Consider the following 18424-nt stretch of genomic DNA (forward strand, 5'->3'; position numbering starts at 1 on the left):
ATCTGGCTTGCGCATGCGCCCGAAACAAGCCCAGATGTGGGGGATGAACGAAGCCTCCGCAACCCCGCCCGCCCCCGAGTCGCCCCGGTCTGTCTCGGCTCGTCTCGACGATAACGACGCGCCTTGGCCGCTGCGGCCCTGGATCATGGCGGCGATCTGTGCGGTCGCAGGTCTGATTTTCCACCTGCTGATCGACCGGACTTACGATGCGCCGCGCGCGCCCGGGCGCGACGCGCTGGCGGCATTTGTCGCGATCGCGGCGGTGGTTTTCGTGCTCGGGGCCGAGCTTCGTCGCTGGCGCTGGGCCGCTCTGTTCGCGCTGGGGTGGGGCGGGATGATGGGTCTGATCACCTGGTATTCGGCCGGGTACAACCTCAACGGATCGCCGGTAGAATGGCCCTTCTGGTCCGGAATTCTGGCCGTTCTCGTCGCCACCCCGCTGTTCCAGACACAGCGCGACGTCGCGCCGGGCGCGCGCTTCTGGAGGCTTTGGCAATTGCCCTATGCGCGGATGCACAGCCATGCTTGGACCGACGCGGTGATCGGCGCGGCGAGCCTCGCCTTCGTCGGAGTCACCTTCCTGCTCGTTCTGCTGATCGGCGAGATGTTTCACTTGATCGGGATCGACCTCATCCGCGACCTCCTGCGCGGCGAATGGTTTGGCTGGATGCTTGCAGGGGCCGCCTTCGGCGGAGCTGTCGGGCTCCTGCGCGAACGCGACAAGCTGGTTTCGACGCTTCAGCGACTGGTGATGATCGTCCTCGCTGTGCTTGCGCCAGTGCTGGCCGCAGCGCTCATCCTGTTCCTTCTCTCACTTCTCGGTACGGGCCTCCAGAAATTGTGGGACGCGGGCTTCTCGACGGCGGGGCTGATGCTCGGCATCTCGGCCTTCGCAGTGCTTCTTGCCAACGCCGTCATAGGCAATGGCGACGAGGATCGATCGGGCAACCGGGTGCTGCATGGCGCAGCGGCAGTGCTCGCGGTGGCCGTATTGCCGCTCGCGATCATCGCCGCGATCTCGATGCAGGTTCGAATTGCGCAATATGGCTGGACGCCCGAGCGTATCTGGGGGGTGATCGCCGTCGGGATCGCGCTCGCCTATGGTATCGCGGGACTGGTCGCAATCGCGCGGGGGCGCCGGGATTTCGACGATGTGCTCCGGCCGTTGCAGCAGAAGCTCGCGATCGGGCTCATGCTGCTCGCGGTCGCGCTGGCGCTGCCGATCCTCGATTTCGGGGCGATTTCCACCCGGGACCAGCTTGCCCGGCTCGAAAGCGGGGCGGTAAAGGCCGAAGAGTTGGACTGGGCGGCGCTCGCCTTCGATTTCGGGCCGAGCGGGCGGCGTGCACTTCAGAAGTTGGCCGTCTCGCCGCAAGCCGAGCGAGCCAACCTTGCCAAATGGGCCTTGGCCGCAAAGAACCGCTGGGACCTCAGAGGCCCCGGCGAGGTTGACGCTGAGGATGCCGCCTTCGCAGTGCGGCCGATCGAAGAGCGGGTCCGGGTGCTTCCCGCGGGCGCCGTGCTTCCCCCTGAATTCTACACCGCGATTGGGAAGGAGAGCGCATGCCGGACCTCGGCTTGCGCCGTCTATGTTCTTGGCGAAAGCGGTGTCGTGCTGATCGCGCGCGGATCCGATCCTCGCTTCTTCGTCGCCGGCCCCAAGCCGGGTGAATGGAGGGAGACCTATGACATGACGCACGGTGCCGAGCAGCCTCAGAAGACCGACCCCGATCTCGAAACCGCAACAATCGAGCTTCGCCCTGTGGCCCGGCGGCAGCTCTTTGTCGACGGCAAGCCCGTCGGTGATCCCTTCGAGTGACGCGCTTTTCTGGTCCGACCTTGAAGCGTCGCAAGCGCAGTGCTAGCGGCGCAGCTTCTCCCGCAAAGGCAGGAATCAATGGCAATCGATCAGGATACGGTAAGGAAGATCGCGTCGCTGGCGCGCATCGCGATCAGCGATGCGGAAGCCGCCGCGATGGAAGGCGAACTCAGCGGCATCTTGGGCTGGGTCGAGCAACTCGGCGAGGTCGATGTAACGGGGGTCGAACCGATGACCGCGGTGATCCCGAACAAGCTCCGGCTGCGCGACGATGTCGTCGATGCAGACCCGCTGACCGGCGGCAACCGCCGCGATGATATACTCGCCAATGCGCCGGCGCCGCAGCACGGCTTCTTCGGCGTTCCCAAGGTAATCGAATAATGAGTGATCTTACGAACCTGACCGTCGCGCAGATCCGCGACGGACACCGCGCGGGCGAATTCAGCGCCGTCGAGGTCGCCGAGGCCTTCAACGCCAATGTCGCGGATGCGAAGGCCTTGAACGCCTTCATCGTCGAAACACCCGACCATGCGATCGCCGCGGCAAAAAAGGCCGACGCGGACCGCGCCGCGGGAACGCTGAAGCCGCTCTCGGGGGTGCCGATCGGAATGAAGGATCTGTTCGCGACGAATGGCGTCCAGACCACCGCGGCGAGCCACATGCTCGAGGGCTTCGTCCCGCGCTACGAGTCCACCGTGTCGCAGAAATTGTGGGATGCGGGCTGCGGTATGCTGGGCAAGCTCAACCTCGATCAGTTCGCGATGGGCTCGTCGAACGAGACGAGCTATTTCGGCAATGTCATCAGCCCGTGGCGGCGCAAGGACGGCGGTAACGCCGCGCTCGCCCCAGGGGGATCGTCGGGCGGCAGCTCGGCCGCGATCGCGGCGCGGCTCTGCCCCGCCGCCACCGGCACCGACACCGGCGGCTCGATCCGCCAGCCTGCGGCCTTCACCGGAATTTCGGGGATCAAGCCGACCTATGGCCGCTGCTCACGCTGGGGCATCGTGGCTTTTGCAAGCTCGCTCGACCAGGCAGGGCCGATGGCGCGCGATGTTCGAGACTGCGCCATCCTGCTCGAGAATATGGCGGGTTTCGACCCCAAGGACGCGACCAGCCTCGACCAGCCGGTGCCCAATTGGGAAGCAGCTTTGTCGAGTGATCTCAAGGGCAAGAAGGTCGGAATTCCGAAGGAATATCGCCTCGACGGCATCGATGCTGATATTGCCGCGATGTGGGACGCAGGGATTGCCATGCTGAAGGATGCGGGCGCCGAGGTTGTCGATATCAGCCTGCCGCATACCAAATATGCGCTCCCGGCCTATTATATCATCGCGCCGGCTGAAGCCTCGTCGAACCTCGCGCGCTATGACGGGGTGCGTTATGGCCTGCGCGAATTGCCGCAGGGCGCGGGCCTTCAGGACATGTATGCCGCGACGCGCGCCGAAGGCTTCGGGCCGGAGGTCAAGCGCCGTATCATGATCGGGACCTATGTGCTCTCGGCGGGCTTTTATGACGCCTATTATACGCAGGCACAGAAGGTGCGCACGCTGATCGCGCGCGATTTCGACAATGCGTTTGGAAGCTGCGACGTGATTCTTGCTCCCACCGCGCCGTCCGCGGCGTTCGGGCTGGGCGAGAAAACCGCCGATCCGTTATCGATGTACCTCAACGACGTGTTCGCCGTGCCGGCAAGCCTTGCGGGGCTGCCCGCGATGTCGGTTCCCGCAGCGCTCAATCGCGAAGGTTTGCCGCTTGGTCTGCAAATCATAGGCAAGGCGTTCGACGAGCAGGGCGTGCTCAACGCCGGCCTGGCGATCGAGGAGCGCGCGGGCTTCACGGCGCGGGCTGAGAAGTGGTGGTGATTTAGCGGCGTGCTCCCGCGAAAGCGGGCGCCCCGAGCGGCCGCGCGCCGCCCCGCACTGGGTCTCCCGCCTTTGCGGGGACACATGAAGGAACGAAAGATGTCTGAATACCGCATCAAGGGCGAAACCGGCGAGTGGGAGGTCGTGATTGGCCTCGAGGTCCATGCGCAGGTAACCTCCAACGCCAAGCTGTTCTCGGGCGCCGCGACAGCGTTCGGGGCGGAGCCGAACACGCAGGTGTCGCTCGTCGACGCCGCGATGCCGGGGATGCTGCCGGTGCCGAACCGCGAGTGCATCCGCCAGGCGGTGCGCACCGGGATGGCGATCGAAGCTGTGATCAACAAATGGTCGCGTTTCGACCGCAAGAATTATTTCTATGCCGATCTCCCGCAGGGCTATCAGATTTCACAGCTTTATCACCCGCTTGTTGGCGAGGGTTCGCTGACCATCGAGGCGGATGAGAAAGCGGGCATCCCGCAGGCAAAGCGGATCGGGATCGAGCGTATCCATGTCGAACAGGATGCTGGCAAGCTGATGCACGATCAGCACCCCTCGATGAGCTATGTTGACCTCAACCGCTCGGGCGTCGCGCTGATGGAGATTGTCTCGCGGCCCGACATGCGTTCGCCTGCAGAAGCGGGAGCTTATGTCCGCAAGCTGCGCTCGATCCTGCGCTATGTGGGTTCGTGCGACGGCAATATGGAAGAAGGCTCGATGCGCGCCGACGTCAATGTCAGCGTGCGGCGCCCGGGTGATGAATTCGGTACGCGCACCGAGACGAAGAATGTCAATTCGGTGCGCTTCGTGATGGCGGTGATCGAGAGCGAGGCGAAGCGGCAGATCGAACTCATCGAGAGTGGCGGCACGGTGGTGCAGGAAACCCGGCTTTACGACCCCGACCGCAACGAGACCCGGTCGATGCGCTCGAAGGAAGACGCGCATGATTACCGCTATTTCCCTGATCCCGACCTGTTGCCGCTCGAACTCGACGATGCCTTCCTCGAGGAATGCCGCGCGAGTCTGCCCGAACTGCCTGACGCAAAGCGCGCGCGCTACATAGCTGCCGGGATTTCGGCCTATAACGCCGATGTGCTGACGGCCGAGGTTGAGGCGGCGCGCTGGTTCGATGCGCTGCTCGAGGCAGGCGCGAAGCCGGTTGCGGCGGCGAACTGGGTGACGAGCGAATTGTTTGGCGCGTTGAATCGGCTCGGCACCGACATATCGAAATCCCCCGTGAGCCCGGCGCAGGCGGCCGAACTCCTCGGTCTCGTCGCCGACGGCACGATCTCGGGCACGATCGCCAAGCAGGTGTTCGAAAAGATGCTCGAGACGGGTGACGGCGCCGCGGATATCGTTGAGCGCGAAGGTCTCAAGCAGACGAGCGACACGGGCGCGATCGAGGCCGAAATCGCCAAAGTCCTCGCCGCCAATGCCGACAAGGTCGAACAATATAAGGCCGGTAAGGAAGCGCTATTCGGTTTCTTCGTCGGCCAGACGATGAAGGCGATGCAAGGCAAGGCAAACCCGCAGGTGGTAAATGAGCTGCTGAAGAAAGCGCTTGCGTGAGGGGTGGTCGAGACGAGGCAGGACCGGGGGGCGGAGTCCAGGGCCCGTGCATGGCGTAAATTAGGTCAACCTCGTCGGAAGGCACGTCTTTCGAGCGAAGCTTCGAACCGGCGGGCCTCCGGCTCGCCGCACGCTTCTTCCGACGGGTGCGGACTGATCTTGATCAACCTTGTTTCGGCGGGCGAATTCACACCTGCCCGGGCGGCACCTCGCTAGGGCCGCGGCCGGGAGCATCGAAATCGTCGCCTCCCGGATTGGCGGGGATCTCGGCAGGCTGGCCTGCGGGGTCTTCGAGGGGCGTCGGCTGCACCGGCCTTTCGGGCGGCGACTGAGGTTCGATTGTGTCGGGTTTGGGTTTGGGGAGCGGATCAGGCGTACTGGACATGGCAAATCTCCTTGCCTGATCAACGTACCGGCGCGATCGCCGTTCCGGCTTCCCCGAATATCGGGCGTTCGCCCTTGCCCTCGGCTCCCCGTCTGCTATAGCGCCGCCCGGCCCGCACGGGCGTGCGCGGCAGCGCATGGCTTCGTGCACCCGGCTGACAGCTTTTCACGCGGGCGTGGCGGAATTGGTAGACGCGCTGGTTTTAGGTACCAGTATCGCAAGATGTGGGGGTTCGAGTCCCTTCGCCCGCACCAGTTCCGCTGACGCAAGGCCGGGAAACATACGAGTTTTTGAGCAAGGACAAGATCAAGGCAATGAAGACCGTCGAAACGCTGAACGAAGGCCTGAAGCGCGAATATCGCCTGACCATCACCGCGAAGGATATCGATGCGCGCGTCGATGACGAAGTGAAGAGCATTGCCCCCACGGTGCGCATGCCCGGCTTCCGTCCCGGCAAGGTGCCGCCGAACCTCATCCGCAAGATGCATGGCGAAGCGCTGTCGGCCGACGCGCTCAACAAGGCGATCGATCAGGGCGTCCGCGACCTGATGGCGAACGAGAAGCTGCGCCCGGCCTTGCAGCCTGCGGTCAGCCTCGCCGATGGCTATGAGCGCGGCAAGGACGCCGAAATCACGGTTGCGCTCGAAGTGCTGCCCGAGATTGAAACGCCGTCGATTGACGGACTGAAGCTTGAGCGGCTCACCGTTCCCGCTGATGAAAAGGCGGTAATGGCGAAGATCGAGGAATTCGCGGCGCAGATGAAGCGCTTCGAAGATGCGCCGAAGACGAAGAAGGCCGCGAGCGGCGACCAGGTCATCATTGACTTCGCAGGCAGCGTCGACGGCGTCGCGTTCGATGGCGGTACCGGCGAGGACATGGCGGTCGAGATTGGTTCGGGTCAGCTTATTCCCGGTTTCGAGGATCAGCTCGTCGGCGCGAAGACCGGCGACGAGAAGACCGTCAAGGTCAGCTTCCCCGAGGATTATCCTGTCGACACGCTGAAGGGGAAGGCGGCCGAGTTCGCGGTTACCGTGAAACAGGTCAAGGTTCCCGCCGAGAGCAAGATCGACGACGAGTTTGCAAAGTCGCTCGGGCTTGAAAGCCTCGACAAGCTCAAGGAGCTGATGCAGGACCAGGTCGAACAGGAGCTCAACGGCCTGACCCGGACCTATATGAAGCGCAAGCTGCTCGATCAGCTCGCGGCGAACCACGACTTCGAGGTTCCCCCAACGATGGTCGAAGCCGAGTTCAACCAGATCTGGCAGCAGCTCGAGCATGAAGCGAGCCACGAGGAGGACCCCGAGGCGGCAAAGGCCGAGCTCGAAAAGGATCGCGACGAATATCGCGCGATTGCGGTCCGCCGCGTCCGTCTTGGTCTGCTTCTCTCGGAAATCGGTCAGGCGAACGGCGTGCAGGTTTCGAACCAGGAAATGCAGCGGCTGATCATGCAGGCGGCCCAGCAGTATCGCCCCGAGGATCGCCAGCGCTTCGTCGAATATGTCCAGCAGGACGCGCTCGCTGCCGCGCAGCTCCGCGCCCCGCTCTATGAAGACAAGGTCGTCGACTTCCTCTTCGAAAAGGCCGAGATCACCGACCGCGAAGTGACGCGCGAGGAGATTGAAGCAGCGATCGAGGCAGATGACGATCACGTGCACGGCCCGGGTTGCGGTCACGACCATGACCACGACCACAAGCCCGCGAAGAAGGCTGCTGCGAAGAAGCCGGCGGCCAAGAAGGAAGCGGTGAAGGAAGAGGTCAAGGCCGAGAAAGCCCCCGCCAAGAAGGCGCCGGCGAAAAAAGCCGCTGCGCCCAAGGTCGAGAAGGGGGCCGCGGACGAAAAGCCTGCCGCCAAGAAAGCGCCGGCGAAGAAGGCTGCAGCCAAGAAGTAAGCGCTGCGTGGGTGAAAGTTCGAACGGCCGGGTGGAGCGATTCACCCGGCCGTTTTCTTGGCCGGTCGGAGATGCCGCCAGGCCCGCGACAAGCCACTGATCGCTCGCCCGATCCCGGCAAGCCGCGGGCCTATAGGCTCCGCGTCCAATACTGCAGCTCGTGCGGCTCTTCCTCCAAGCCGCCCACCGTTTTCCATTCGAACCGGGCGGTCACACCATTGAGCGGTGCGTAGCCGCGTTTGCGCCAGAAACTGTCGAGCGGTCGGTAAGCAGCGGGGCGGGCAGGGTGATCTTGCGCGCGGATGACGCTGCAGAAGGCAGCGGTTGCGGCGCCGAGCGCGCGCGCCTGCGCCTCACGGTGGTCGAAAAAGGCGTGGCCGATCCCGCGTCCGCGACAGCTTTCGAGCAGCACCGATTCGCCGAAATAGAAGGTCCGATCTATGTCAAAGCCAGCCAACGCGAGCGGCTTTCGCCAGGCCGCGTCCTGGGCTGCGAGCGGCGCCGCGGTCGCGGCGCCGACGATTTCAGTTCCGTCGCGGGCAACAACCACGATGGCGCCTTCGGCCGCCGCAAAGGCCGAGAGATAATCGGCCTCATATTCCGCATCGCCGTCGTAGAGATAGGGAAAGTCGCGGAACACCGCGATGCGCAGCCTGGCGAGATCCGGGATAAATTCGGCTAACCGGGCGCCGGTGACCGGCAATACGGTGAGTGTCATGCCCCGACCTGCCGCAGCCAGTCCGCAAGATTGTAATAGGTGGTGATGCGTTCGATCAGCCCGGCATCATTGATTGCCAGGAAGGCTCCGGCGGGTAGGCGATAGGTCTGACCAGTCGCCTCGGGCAGGCCTTCGTCGGTCGCGAGATAGGTGCCGTTCACGACAAACTCTGCGGCGGCGCGGTTGCCCTCGGCAAGGATTACCATGTCGGTGAGCTCTTCGCGGTAGCAGCGCGTCATGTGCGCGTTGAATTCTGCGAACAGCGCCTTGCCGCGGCGCGGTGCGCCCTGGTTGACATCGTGGCGGAGATCATCTGCGACAAGTGCGAGCATCGCGTCCGTATCGCCCGCGTTGAAGGCGGTGTAATAGGCGGCGACGATCTCGCGGGTGGCGGTCATGCGAATCTCCCGAAAAGCTGTTCGCGGACCCCTTATCAGATCACAGCCATATTGTAGCAGTGCCAGCTGAAGATTGCCGCCGCGCCCCGGTGCGGCCGCCAGGGTTCAGCGAGCATGCGCACTGCCTTTTCTCTCGGACGCTCGCCGAGCTGCAATATGCGGCCCACCGCTTCCTGGACCGCAAGATCGCCCGCGGGCCAGATGTCGGGGCGTCCTTCGGCAAACAAAAGGTAGATTTCGGCCGACCAGCGCCCGATTCCCTTGACCTTGGTGAGGAGCGCAATCGCCTCCTCATCGTCAGCGGGGAGCGCGGCGAAATCGAGTTCCCCGTCAAGGATGAGCTGCGCGAGGCTCTTGGCATAGCTTTGCTTCTGCGCCGATAAGCCACAGGCACGCAGCGCATCGAACTCTGCCGCGGCCATGACCTCGGCCGGGCAGCCCGCGCCGAACGCCGCCTCGAGCTTGTTCCAGATCGAATTGGCGGCAGCCACGCTAACCTGCTGTCCAACGATCGTGCGAAGCAGGGTCGTATACCCCGGCTCGCGAATGCGCGGTTCAGGATAACCGGCATGGCCGAGCGCGCGCGCAAAATGCGGTTCGATCCTTGTCAGCGCGTCGATTCCGGCGTTCAGCTTATCCTGGGTCAATCCCATCCGATATTCCCTTTTTGTTCCTTCAGTCGCTCTTAGCAACGCTTGATTTGCCGTGCAACGCGGGACATAGCCCCATGCGAATCGAACGATATGGGGACGAGCATGGCCAAGCTGATTGTGGTGACGCGCGACGGGACCGAACATGAGATCGAAGGCGACGCCAGCCTGACCGTGATGGAAAATATCCGTGATGCGGGCTTTGACGAGCTGCTCGCGCTGTGCGGTGGTTGCTGTTCGTGCGCAACCTGCCACGTTCATGTCGAGGCCGGCAACAAGGACGCGCTGCCTGCGATGAGCGAGGATGAGAATGACCTGCTCGATTCGACCAGCGATCGCGATGAGAATTCGCGTCTGTCGTGCCAGATCCCGTTCAGTGACGCACTGGACGGCCTCAAGGTGCGGATCGCCGAGGAGGACTGACCTTCCCCTTCATCCCGGCGAAAAGCAGGTTTTCCAGCCTCGCAAAGAATAATTCGCTCCCAGCATTTGCTGGGAGTATGCCTATGCTCCTGCGGTCGCCACCGCGTAGAGCGCGATTGCCGCAGCGTTCGAGATGTTGAGGCTTTCCATCCGCGGCGAGATCGGCAGCCGCGCGAGAACGTCACAATGTTCCATGACATTGTGGCGCATCCCGTCGCCTTCCGAACCAAGAACGAGCGCGACCTTGCTGCCGTCGAGGGTCTCGCCGAGCGTGGTCTCGGTGTTGCCGGTAAGCCCGATACGCCAATATTGCGCCTCGGCGATTTCCTCGAGCGCACGCGAGAGGTTGACGACCCGCACCCACGGCACGGTTTCAAGCGCGCCTGACGCTGCGCGCGCAATGACGCCGCTTTCAGGCGGGCTATGCCTGTCCTGCGTGACGATCGCGGCCGCGTCGAACGCCGCGGCCGATCGTAGCACCGCGCCGATATTATGCGGGTCGGTGACTTGATCGAGAACGACGATTGGGCGCCGGCTTCCAGCGTCGCTTTCCTCCTGCAATATGTCGCCAAGATAGGGGCTGTCGAGCGGGTCGACTTCGACGACCAGGCCTTGGTGCGGGGCATCGCGTGCAACAAGCCGTGCAAGGTCCGTGACGTCGGCATAGCTGACGGGGAGCGCAGAGGGCAGGTCGAGCTGACCGATTGCCTCGCGCGTACCCCAGATGCGCTTGACGCGCCGTTCAGGATTGCCGAGTGCGGCGAGGACGGCGTGGCGGCCCCAGAAACGGATGCCTTGGCCCTTGGGTGATGGGCCGCCGGGACGGCGGTGGCGGGAAAATTGTCTCATATGGCGCGCCTTTCCCATGACTGCCATTGACAGGCAAGCGCCGTTTCGCCATTGGACCGCTTCCCCGCAGGGGCCCCATGGACAGGTGGCCGAGTGGTTAAAGGCAGCAGACTGTAAATCTGCCCGGGTTTCCGTACGCTGGTTCGAATCCAGCCCTGTCCACCATCCTCCCGTGGTCCGTACCGGACACATCGGTTACAGTTTATTCCGGAGACATAGGTAACAGTTTTGGGCTCTTCCCCGTGAACGGGGGATGAGGGTGGATCAGACCCGATTGATGACGCCATTCCAACCGCAAAGAGCGAGCACGCGCAAGCGGTAGTTGTGAAAGTTGCGGAAGCCGAACGCGCGGCGCGAGATCATCTCCATCTTTGTGTGAAAGCCCTCGGTGATTCCATTGTTCCTGGAAAAGCGCCACATGCGGGCGACGGGCTCGAGCCAGCTGGTCAGGGTATCGGCGAGGGACTTGAGGGGGCTGGCGGCGAACTGATCGATCAGCCTGAGCAGGTCGGGGATAAGCTGGCTGGCCTTTTTGGCATTGAGGGATTTTTGCGTCAGCAGGAGGGCCATGTCCTGCTTGGCAGTGTAGAGGGCTTCGAGCACCGGATTGGCTTTCAGGTAGACGGCCAGCCTTTTGCGCTGTTCTTCGCTTAGCTTCCATCGATGGCGCCGCATCGAACTGAGCAGCCCGCGATTCTTTCGGCCCTCGGGATCGAAGCGCTTCCATCCTTCGAGGAAATGCTGGTTGAGCAGCCGAATGACATGGAAGCGATCGGCGACGATCTTCGCGTTCGGAAAATATTTGCGGGCGATTGCGCGATAGGTTTCCGACAGGTCCATCACGATGACCTTGACCTTGTCGCGCCCTGGCAACCTTCGCAAATAGCTTCGTAAACTGTCTTCCGAGCGTCCCGGGACGACATCGTGGACCTTGTGATTCTTCAGATCGACAAATGTCGTCGCATAGCCTCTCTTGCGCGAGAAAAAATGCTCGTCGATCCCCAGGACCTGCGGGCAGGGCCGACCGGACAGCTCCGAGACGCGCTGTTCGATGAAATGATGATACCAGCGCTCGATGGTTGCACTGCCGATCGCATGGGTGCTCGTCAACTGGCTTTGGCTGATGCCTCCGTGGTGACCGTCGAAGACCTCAAGACGGTACGTCTCCGTCGCGCGATAGCGCGGACGGATGCCCGAAAAGCGATGACGGAAATAGCGGCCGCAACCGGCACAATGATATTTGGGCACCGCAAGGTGCACGATCAGGATCTGGTTGCCTTGACGCGTGTGCTTGAGATCGCGCTCATAAGTCGCCTTGATCCGCAGCCCCCCGTGGCCGCAATAAAGGCAAACAGGCCGCTTCGTTGGCCGCGCCCACACACGAATGTCGCGTCGCCGCTCGACACGGACAATCTCAACATCCGACAGCCCTAATATGCCGTCGATTCCCTGATCAGCCTTCTTCTTCATCAGACTTGTCCTTCCTATGACAAGTCTAACCCAATTTCCCTCATCCCCCGTTCACGAGGAAGAGCCAAAACCTCTAGAGGCCGTAGAAAACCTAGGGTATTATCCCTGGTCGGTCCTCTGCATCTCACGCCGTATCACTGCAGCGCAGAGAAAAGTGGGGGGAGATGTGGGGGTAGATTTTACCCCCCTTCAGAATCGGCCCTCCAAGTGTGGGGGCAGAAATTGGGGTTAACGCTATGAAAAAGCTTACAGCTTTGGCAATAAAGGCCGCGTGGGCGAATCCCGGGACCTATCAGGATGGGGATGGACTATTTCTGAAGGTGGACAAACGCGGCGGCGCTTCCTGGCTTCTGCGTCTTCAACATGACGGCAAGCGCCGGGATATTGGGTTGGGCAGCGCCAAATTGCTCCTGCTCGTGGAGGCACGGCAAAAAGCCAGCGAGCTGCACAAGGCGATCAAGATCGACCGTCGCGATATTCTGGTCGAAAGGAAGAATGAAGCTGCCGCCAAGGTGACGTTCCGCGAGGCAGCGCACCAATATCATAAGGAAAATGCGGCAGGCTGGAAGAGCGCCATCGATGCACGGCAGTGGCTCGCCAGTCTCGAAAGTCACGCCTTTGCGAAATTGGGCAATGTTCCGACCGGGGGAATCTCTGCGGCGGATATCATCGATGTATTGTTGCCGATCTGGCAGGAGATCCCGGCGACGGCACGTCAGGTGCGCAACCGAATTTGCGTCGTCCTGGATTATGCTCACGCGAAGGGCTGGCGCTCCAGCGAGGCTCCGTCGGGCAATGGCAGCCTGAAGGCGGGGAGGGGACTGCCCCGGCAGGTAAAGTCACGGGAAACTCGCAAGGCGATGCCTTACATCGCGCTCCCGACTTTCATCGCGACTTTGCGTCGAAAGCCGGCCTTCGAGCGGTTGGCGCTCGAATTGCTCTGATCATTCGCATTCTGTACCGATTCCAGCCGGATCACCGCGCCCTCGGCAAAGTCGTTCACATGCGCCGCGCAATCGCCGATCGCATAGATGTCGGGCAGGCTCGCCTTGCAGAAGCGGTCAACTAGGACGCCGTTGCCGCCCTCGGCGCCCGCTGCGATGAGCGGCTCGACCGCCGGGACGCTGCCGATGCCGACGATGACAGGGTCGGCGGGGATCACCTCGCCGCCCGCCAGCCGTACGCCCGTGACGCGCGTGTCGCCCTCGATCGCCTCGACGCAAACGCCAAGCCTGAGGTCGACACCATGATCGCGATGTTCCTGCTCATAAAAACGCGACAACTCGACGCCTGCAACGCGCGCCAGCACGCGGTCGAGCGCCTCGAGCAGCACAACCTTCTTGCCCGCCTTGGTCAGTGCCGCCGCGGCCTCAAGCCCGACATAGCCGCCGCCGATGACGACGATCTGGCTTGCGGTTTCCGACGCCGCCTTCATCGCATCGGCATCAGCTTTCGTCCGCACGCCTTGCACCCCGGGGAGGTCGCCGCCCGCGATCGGCAGCATCCGCGGGCTCCCGCCCGTCGCCCAGACCAGCTTGCCATAGCCGATTGTCTCGCCGGCGTCGGTCGTGACGCTGTGCGCGGCGGAATCGCCCCACACGACGCGCTTGCCCAGCAGCATCGTCACCGCGCGTTCGTCCCAATATTTGGCGGGCCGCAGCTGGATGCGTTCGAATTCCTTCTCGCCCGCGAAATATTCCTTCGACAAAGGCGGGCGTTCATGGGGCAGTTCGGGTTCGTCCCCGATGATTGCGATGCTGCCCTCGAACTTCTGCGTACGCAACATCACCGCAACCTGCGCCCCGCCATGTCCGCCGCCGACAATCACCACGTCGCTCTGGTTCATTTACTCGCCCAGATTTAAACGCATTGCCGGATATGCGACGCAGGTCAGCGGCGACCGGGAAAACGAGGGATGTCGATCTGGTCGAACATACCTCCATAGCCGAGCGCCATCGGCATATCCCACTCGAGCATACTATAGGGGTGTCCGGCGTCGAAGGCGCTCGCGGCGTCCAGTTCCGCCAGCACATCCTGATCCAGCACGAGGTCGATCGCCCGAAGATTGTCGGTGAGCTGGTCGGGGCGCGTTGCCCCGACGATGGGGATGACGCCGCGCGACATGATCCATGCAAGCGCAACTTGACCGGACGTCGCGCCCAAGCGATCTGCGACGGCGTCGAGTGCTTCGGCAATCTTGCGGTTTCGCTCGTCGAGTGGTTGAAGCTGCATACTGTCCATGCGGTTGTTGCCGCCGGACTCCGCCGAACGTGTATATTTTCCGGTCAGGATGCCACCCGCGAGCGGCGACCAAGCGGTCACGCCGATGTCATGAGCCGCTGCGAGCGGCAGATGCTCACGCTCGATCGAACGCTGGACGAGGCTGTATTCCAGCTGCATGGCGGCTATCGGAACCAGCCCGCGCAGATCGTGAAAGGCCTGTGCCCGCGAGACTACCCACGCCGGGACGTCGGAAAGCCCGACGTGGAGGATCTTCCCCGCGCTGACTGCATCGTCGAGCGCTCTGTGCACCTCTTCAACCGGTGTGGTGAAATCCCACCAGTGAACGAAATAAAGGTCGATATAATCGACGCCGAGCCGCTTGAGGCTGGCATCGAGCGACCGCGTCAGGCTTTTGCGATGCATACCGGCGGCATTGGGATCGCCCGTACCCGGTACTGCGTTGGCATATTTGGATGCGACGACGTAGCGATCGCGGTCGGCCTTGATCAACCGGCCTACGATCCCTTCGCTCTCGCCGCCCGTGTACATGTTGGCGGTGTCGATGAAGTTACCGCCTGCTTCGGTAAAAGCGTCGAATACTGGCCGGCATTCTTCTTCGGGCCGCGACCATTCGACCGCGGTCCCAAATGTCATGGTACCGAGCGCGATCTGCGATACGCGCAGGCCGCTTTTACCAAGCAGGCGGTATCGCATCAGACGGGCTCGCCGAGGCCGGGGTTGTCCCGCCAAGCTTCGTCGGGGAACGGAATGACGCCGAGTTGCATCGCGAACTCCCGGAAATTCCAATGCGTGCGGCAGCGGACGATCTTGCCGTCGCGGTAAAATTGCGTGGTGGTGCCGCGCGTGTAGGTCGTCTTGCCCGCGGCTGGGATGCCAAAGAAATCCTCGTTATGCGTGGCTTTCCAGATCCACTGCATATAGCCCCACTCGTCATATTCAAAGTCGGCGCCAAGGAAGATATTGTCGGAGTAGCGACGATAGACGTCCTCGGGGAAATCGCCAGGCGTCGGGCCCGTCCGCGTCTGGGCGTGCTGACGAGGACAGCGACCGCCGTCATAGCTCAGTACCTCGAATTTGTGGACGCCGAACGGCGAATCGGGCCCCGAATTGTTGAACACAACGAACGCCTTGTAGAGGTCCTCCTTCGTCGTGATCGTTTGCATGAACTCAATGTCTTCCCAAACGAAATCGTCGGCGTAATAGCCAAGAACTTCCTCGGCCCCCTTGTCGAAGAATGCCGTCACCCAGTCTTGCGCGCTGTTGAAATCCTTTGGCCGCGAGTTGTGCGAGGGCGTTTCGGTGCCCGTCGACATCGACGGCGCGCGCAGGCCGCGCAGCACGCGCTGCTGGCCAGGCGTCAGATGGTCTTCGGTGACATGGGCGGCATACAGAAAATGCATGTCTCTATCCTCTCTTCAATGCACGACTATGGCGGGTTCTTCCCGTACTTCGTTTCCGCAAACTATCTCTCTTCATGGCCTTTGCCACGGCAGAAGGGGTCACGGCGAGGCCGAACGTGCCAGCGCCTTCAAATCTTTGGCACCATCTGCTTTTTCGTGGCACGGCTGGCCCTTCGGGGCGGCAAAGGCTGGCCATAGTCTTTCATTCAACCAGATAGGGATGGCGCGAATGCACCATACCGACATGCGGAGAGAAAAATGAGCGAAGTCCTTCTCGACCCCAGCGCGGCCACCGATACCGCAGAGCGCGTCTATGATCCGCTCGACCCGGTCGTAAAACACGAACCCTATCCCTATTATGCGAAGCTGCGTCGCGACGACCCGGTGCCGTGGCTGCCGTCGCTCCAGGCGTACGGCGTCGCTCGCTACGACGACGTCGATACGTTGCTGAAGAACGGCAAGCTTTACAGCAGTTCGATGTTCTGGCCGGCGTTGCTTGGCGAGTTCGATCCGGTTCCGGAAGTGCCGCCGATGATCTCGATGGACCCACCGGGGCACGTCCAGCTGCGTAAGCTAGCGAACAAGGCCTTTGTACCTTCGAAGATCAAGGTCCTAGTCGACCGAACCTACGAAGTCGCGAACGAGCTGATCGATGGCATCATTGCGAAGCATGGTGTCGAAGGCGAATTTGACTTCGCGACCGATTTCTGCGCGCTTTATCCCGTGACGGTGATCGCTCAGGTTCTGGGTGTCCCGACAGCGCGTCGTGCCGAGTTTAAGATCTGGGTCGACAATATTCTCGCGGCCGCAAACCGCGCTGCCTATGGGCCGGAACGGCTTGCCGAGATCCAGGATAGCTCGGACAAGGTTCGTGCATTCTTCGAAGAGCTTTATGACGAGCGTGCGGCCAATCCACAGGATGACCTCATCTCGCAGTTCATCGTCGCCGAGATCGACGGCCAGAGAATGTCGCGGATCGAAGTGATTCAGATGTCGATCCTCCTCCTGATCGGTGGCGTCGAAACGACGACCAACCTGCTGGGCACGACACTCATCGAACTGAAGCGGCACCCCGAAGTGTACACCCGGGTTCGCGCCAATCCTGAGCTCATTCCGGCGCTGATTGAGGAAGTGCTGCGGTACAATCCACCGGTTCAGATCATTTTCCGACACACGATGGAGGACACCGAACTAGGCGGTGTGAAGATCCCCAAGGGATCGACCGTAATGCCGCTACTCGCATCGGCCAATCGCGACGAGACCAAATTCTCGAACCCCGAGGTGTTCGACATCGATCGGAAGATCACCGTTCCTCTCATGTCGTTCGGACAGGGGCCGCACTTCTGCCTCGGCAACTATCTGTCACGAATGGAGGCGCGCTCCGCGCTGGAGACGGTTTTCCAGCGCCTCGAGCTGTTGGAGCCGGTGTCCGACGAGGTCGAATGGCTCGACTCATACTTCGCGCGTGGTCCCCACCATCTGAAGGTTCGCTTTCGCGCTCGCGGCTGAATCGCAGACGCGCTGACTCGAACGGGGGAGTAGCCGATTATGCCCAGGCTGACGCAGTGCTATGGCACTGCCGATTATGAGGTCGCGGCCCGGCGGCGGCTTCCGCGTCCGCTTTTCGATTATATCTGCGGGGCTGCAGATGATGAAAAGACGGCCGCGGCGAATGTCGAATCCTTCGATCGATATGATCTGGTTCCGCGGTACTTGGCAGATGTGACGAAGGTCAGTGCCGCGACCCGCGTGCTGGGCTGCGATCTCGCCTGGCCGCTGATCCTTGCGCCGACCGGCATGAGCCGCATGTTCCATCCCGATGGCGAACTGGGCGTAGCGCAGGCCGCGGCCGATGCAGGCTGCGGCTATGCGCTCTCGACTATGGCTACCACCTCGATCGAGGACATCGGCGCCGCCACGACCGGCCCCAAAATCTATCAGCTCTATCTTCTCGCCGACGACGCGCTGAATTTTGCGAGCATCGACCGGTGCAAGGCTGCGGGCTTCGACGCACTGTGCATCACCGTCGACACGATCGTGGCGGGAAATCGGGAAAGGGACCTCCGTTCTGGGCTGACCGTTCCACCGCGGCTCTCCCCGTCGTCACTGGCAGCGTTTGTGAAGCATCCGGGCTGGTGCCTCGGTTATTTGGGCGGTGGCAAATTCTCTTTGCCGAACGTGACTGCGGGGGGGGAGGGCGATCTTTCGACGTTGGCGTCCTTCTTCGCATCGAAAATGGAACCCCATATCAGCTGGGAGCGGATTGAAAAAATTGCGGCCTATTGGGATGGCCCCTTCGCGATCAAGGGGCTTCAGTCTTCGGCGGACGCTTGTCGTGCCGCCGATTCCGGCGCGACTGCGGTCATCATTTCCAACCATGGTGGGCGCCAGCTCGACGGAGGGGCAGCGACGATCGATCTGATCGCTGACATCGTCGATGCAGTCGGCGACCGGGTTGAGGTCATCCTCGACGGTGGCATTCGCCGGGGCAGCCATATTCTGAAGGCTATCGCCATGGGCGCGCGCGCCTGTATGACCGGGCGGCCTTATCTTTACGCGCTGTCGGCGTTCGGAGCCGAGGGTGTCCAGCGTTGGCTCGGCACGATGCAACAGGAAACTGTGCGCACCATGGCCCTGCTGGGGTGTCGGTCACTTCCGGATATCGGTCGCGATCATGTACGGCTGGCGAGTGCAGCGCCTGCCTTTCTGAGCGGCGACGCGGAACGGCGCGCCGACTGACTCGAAGTGTCG

At 62.3% G+C, this 18424-nt stretch carries 17 protein-coding genes, 2 tRNA genes and 1 pseudogene; 11 read left to right on the top strand and 9 right to left on the bottom strand.

The window, feature by feature from the left end; all coding sequences use genetic code 11:
• Window positions 1-43 precede the first annotated feature (43 nt).
• The 4 genes from LH20_RS07770 (at window position 44) to gatB (ending at window position 5247) form a co-directional block, all read left to right on the top strand.
• Window positions 44-1819, top strand: coding sequence for a DUF4153 domain-containing protein (locus tag LH20_RS07770; RefSeq protein ID WP_235527151.1), 1776 nt, complete (start codon window positions 44-46; stop codon window positions 1817-1819).
• 78 nt (window positions 1820-1897) lie between these two features.
• Complete coding sequence (gene gatC / locus LH20_RS07775; protein WP_053553725.1) at window positions 1898-2200, top strand: Asp-tRNA(Asn)/Glu-tRNA(Gln) amidotransferase subunit GatC; 303 nt, start codon at window positions 1898-1900, stop codon at window positions 2198-2200.
• A complete protein-coding gene (gene gatA, locus LH20_RS07780; RefSeq protein WP_053553726.1) occupies window positions 2200-3681 on the top strand; it encodes an Asp-tRNA(Asn)/Glu-tRNA(Gln) amidotransferase subunit GatA in 1482 nt (493 codons plus the stop codon). Before gatC ends, gatA begins: the two co-directional genes overlap by 1 nt.
• Before the next feature lie 99 nt (window positions 3682-3780).
• Window positions 3781-5247: an Asp-tRNA(Asn)/Glu-tRNA(Gln) amidotransferase subunit GatB gene (gene gatB, locus LH20_RS07785; RefSeq protein WP_053553727.1), complete on the top strand. Its 1467-nt coding sequence runs from the start codon at window positions 3781-3783 to the stop codon at window positions 5245-5247.
• Window positions 5248-5434: 187 nt separating this feature from the next.
• On the opposite strand, the gene LH20_RS07790 is transcribed toward gatB, so the two are convergent.
• A complete protein-coding gene (locus LH20_RS07790) occupies window positions 5435-5632 on the bottom strand; it encodes a hypothetical protein (protein WP_053553728.1) in 198 nt (65 codons plus the stop codon).
• Between the two features lie 169 nt (window positions 5633-5801).
• Between LH20_RS07790 and LH20_RS07795 the strand changes: the two genes are divergently transcribed.
• Both LH20_RS07795 and tig read left to right on the top strand, forming a co-directional pair.
• Window positions 5802-5886, top strand: a tRNA-Leu gene (locus LH20_RS07795).
• 60 nt (window positions 5887-5946) lie between these two features.
• The gene (gene tig, locus LH20_RS07800) at window positions 5947-7521 is read left to right on the top strand and encodes a trigger factor (protein WP_053556163.1); all 1575 of its coding nucleotides are present in this window, start codon (window positions 5947-5949) and stop codon (window positions 7519-7521) included.
• 130 nt (window positions 7522-7651) lie between these two features.
• Here the strand turns inward: tig and LH20_RS07805 are convergent, their stop codons facing one another.
• From LH20_RS07805 to LH20_RS07815, 3 genes are read right to left on the bottom strand one after another with little or no spacing between them, the layout of a single operon-like run.
• Window positions 7652-8239, bottom strand: a complete 588-nt coding sequence (locus tag LH20_RS07805) for a GNAT family N-acetyltransferase (RefSeq protein WP_053553729.1) — start codon at window positions 8237-8239, stop codon at window positions 7652-7654.
• On the bottom strand, window positions 8236-8637 hold the full coding sequence (locus LH20_RS07810; RefSeq protein ID WP_053553730.1) for a ketosteroid isomerase-related protein: 402 nt from the start codon (window positions 8635-8637) through the stop codon (window positions 8236-8238). The genes LH20_RS07805 and LH20_RS07810 overlap by 4 nt, the downstream gene beginning before the upstream one ends.
• 35 nt (window positions 8638-8672) lie before the next feature.
• Window positions 8673-9290: a DNA-3-methyladenine glycosylase family protein gene (locus LH20_RS07815; RefSeq protein WP_053553731.1), complete on the bottom strand. Its 618-nt coding sequence runs from the start codon at window positions 9288-9290 to the stop codon at window positions 8673-8675.
• A 102-nt stretch (window positions 9291-9392) separates the two neighbouring features.
• On the opposite strand from LH20_RS07815, the gene LH20_RS07820 reads away from it, so the two are divergent.
• Window positions 9393-9710: a 2Fe-2S iron-sulfur cluster-binding protein gene (locus LH20_RS07820; protein ID WP_053556164.1), complete on the top strand. Its 318-nt coding sequence runs from the start codon at window positions 9393-9395 to the stop codon at window positions 9708-9710.
• 81 nt (window positions 9711-9791) lie between these two features.
• Here the strand turns inward: LH20_RS07820 and rlmB are convergent, their stop codons facing one another.
• Window positions 9792-10559 (bottom strand): 23S rRNA (guanosine(2251)-2'-O)-methyltransferase RlmB, encoded by a 768-nt coding sequence (gene rlmB / locus LH20_RS07825; protein ID WP_053556165.1) that lies wholly within the window; start codon window positions 10557-10559, stop codon window positions 9792-9794.
• Window positions 10560-10638: 79 nt separating this feature from the next.
• Between rlmB and LH20_RS07830 the strand changes: the two genes are divergently transcribed.
• A tRNA-Tyr gene (locus LH20_RS07830) sits at window positions 10639-10724 on the top strand.
• A gap of 99 nt (window positions 10725-10823) precedes the next feature.
• On the opposite strand, the gene LH20_RS07835 is transcribed toward LH20_RS07830, so the two are convergent.
• Window positions 10824-12029: an ISL3 family transposase gene (locus LH20_RS07835; protein ID WP_083455344.1), complete on the bottom strand. Its 1206-nt coding sequence runs from the start codon at window positions 12027-12029 to the stop codon at window positions 10824-10826.
• A 236-nt stretch (window positions 12030-12265) separates the two neighbouring features.
• On the opposite strand from LH20_RS07835, the gene LH20_RS07840 reads away from it, so the two are divergent.
• Window positions 12266-12973, top strand: a complete 708-nt coding sequence (locus LH20_RS07840; protein ID WP_053553732.1) for a tyrosine-type recombinase/integrase — start codon at window positions 12266-12268, stop codon at window positions 12971-12973.
• Here LH20_RS07840 and LH20_RS07845 read toward each other — a convergent pair.
• The 3 genes and pseudogenes from LH20_RS07845 to LH20_RS07855 all read right to left on the bottom strand — a co-directional run.
• Window positions 12955-13875, bottom strand: a pseudogene (locus tag LH20_RS07845) (NAD(P)/FAD-dependent oxidoreductase); the annotation flags it as partial. The gene LH20_RS07840 and the pseudogene LH20_RS07845 sit on opposite strands and share 19 nt — an antisense overlap.
• A 44-nt stretch (window positions 13876-13919) precedes the next feature.
• Window positions 13920-14966 (bottom strand): aldo/keto reductase, encoded by a 1047-nt coding sequence (locus tag LH20_RS07850; RefSeq protein WP_053553733.1) that lies wholly within the window; start codon window positions 14964-14966, stop codon window positions 13920-13922.
• Window positions 14966-15673 carry an ester cyclase gene (locus tag LH20_RS07855; RefSeq protein WP_053553734.1) on the bottom strand — a complete coding sequence of 236 codons (708 nt, stop codon included), beginning with the start codon at window positions 15671-15673 and terminating at the stop codon, window positions 14966-14968. The genes LH20_RS07850 and LH20_RS07855 overlap by 1 nt, the downstream gene beginning before the upstream one ends.
• Before the next feature lie 258 nt (window positions 15674-15931).
• Here LH20_RS07855 and LH20_RS07860 point away from each other — a divergent pair, with 258 nt between their 5' ends.
• Both LH20_RS07860 and LH20_RS07865 read left to right on the top strand, forming a co-directional pair.
• Window positions 15932-17182 carry a cytochrome P450 gene (locus LH20_RS07860; RefSeq protein ID WP_053553735.1) on the top strand — a complete coding sequence of 417 codons (1251 nt, stop codon included), beginning with the start codon at window positions 15932-15934 and terminating at the stop codon, window positions 17180-17182.
• 39 nt (window positions 17183-17221) lie between these two features.
• Entirely contained in the window at window positions 17222-18412 is a 1191-nt protein-coding gene (locus LH20_RS07865; protein WP_053553736.1) for an alpha-hydroxy acid oxidase, read from the top strand.
• Window positions 18413-18424 lie beyond the last annotated feature (12 nt).

Origin of the sequence: Sphingopyxis sp. 113P3 (assembly GCF_001278035.1) — a bacterium.
Taxonomy (GTDB): domain Bacteria; phylum Pseudomonadota; class Alphaproteobacteria; order Sphingomonadales; family Sphingomonadaceae; genus Sphingopyxis.

Coding starts and splice junctions, on each gene's coding strand:
- LH20_RS07840 (WP_053553732.1), top strand. CDS start 12,266: ATGAAAAAGCTTACAGCTTTGGCAATAAAGGCCGCGTGGGCGAATCCC.
- gatA (WP_053553726.1), top strand. CDS start 2,200: ATGAGTGATCTTACGAACCTGACCGTCGCGCAGATCCGCGACGGACAC.
- LH20_RS07805 (WP_053553729.1), bottom strand. CDS start 8,239: ATGACACTCACCGTATTGCCGGTCACCGGCGCCCGGTTAGCCGAATTT.
- LH20_RS07770 (WP_235527151.1), top strand. CDS start 44: ATGAACGAAGCCTCCGCAACCCCGCCCGCCCCCGAGTCGCCCCGGTCT.
- tig (WP_053556163.1), top strand. CDS start 5,947: ATGAAGACCGTCGAAACGCTGAACGAAGGCCTGAAGCGCGAATATCGC.
- LH20_RS07790 (WP_053553728.1), bottom strand. CDS start 5,632: ATGTCCAGTACGCCTGATCCGCTCCCCAAACCCAAACCCGACACAATC.
- LH20_RS07860 (WP_053553735.1), top strand. CDS start 15,932: ATGAGCGAAGTCCTTCTCGACCCCAGCGCGGCCACCGATACCGCAGAG.
- LH20_RS07820 (WP_053556164.1), top strand. CDS start 9,393: ATGGCCAAGCTGATTGTGGTGACGCGCGACGGGACCGAACATGAGATC.
- LH20_RS07855 (WP_053553734.1), bottom strand. CDS start 15,673: ATGCATTTTCTGTATGCCGCCCATGTCACCGAAGACCATCTGACGCCT.
- gatC (WP_053553725.1), top strand. CDS start 1,898: ATGGCAATCGATCAGGATACGGTAAGGAAGATCGCGTCGCTGGCGCGC.
- LH20_RS07810 (WP_053553730.1), bottom strand. CDS start 8,637: ATGACCGCCACCCGCGAGATCGTCGCCGCCTATTACACCGCCTTCAAC.
- rlmB (WP_053556165.1), bottom strand. CDS start 10,559: ATGAGACAATTTTCCCGCCACCGCCGTCCCGGCGGCCCATCACCCAAG.
- LH20_RS07865 (WP_053553736.1), top strand. CDS start 17,222: ATGCCCAGGCTGACGCAGTGCTATGGCACTGCCGATTATGAGGTCGCG.
- LH20_RS07835 (WP_083455344.1), bottom strand. CDS start 12,029: ATGAAGAAGAAGGCTGATCAGGGAATCGACGGCATATTAGGGCTGTCG.
- LH20_RS07850 (WP_053553733.1), bottom strand. CDS start 14,966: ATGCGATACCGCCTGCTTGGTAAAAGCGGCCTGCGCGTATCGCAGATC.
- gatB (WP_053553727.1), top strand. CDS start 3,781: ATGTCTGAATACCGCATCAAGGGCGAAACCGGCGAGTGGGAGGTCGTG.
- LH20_RS07815 (WP_053553731.1), bottom strand. CDS start 9,290: ATGGGATTGACCCAGGATAAGCTGAACGCCGGAATCGACGCGCTGACA.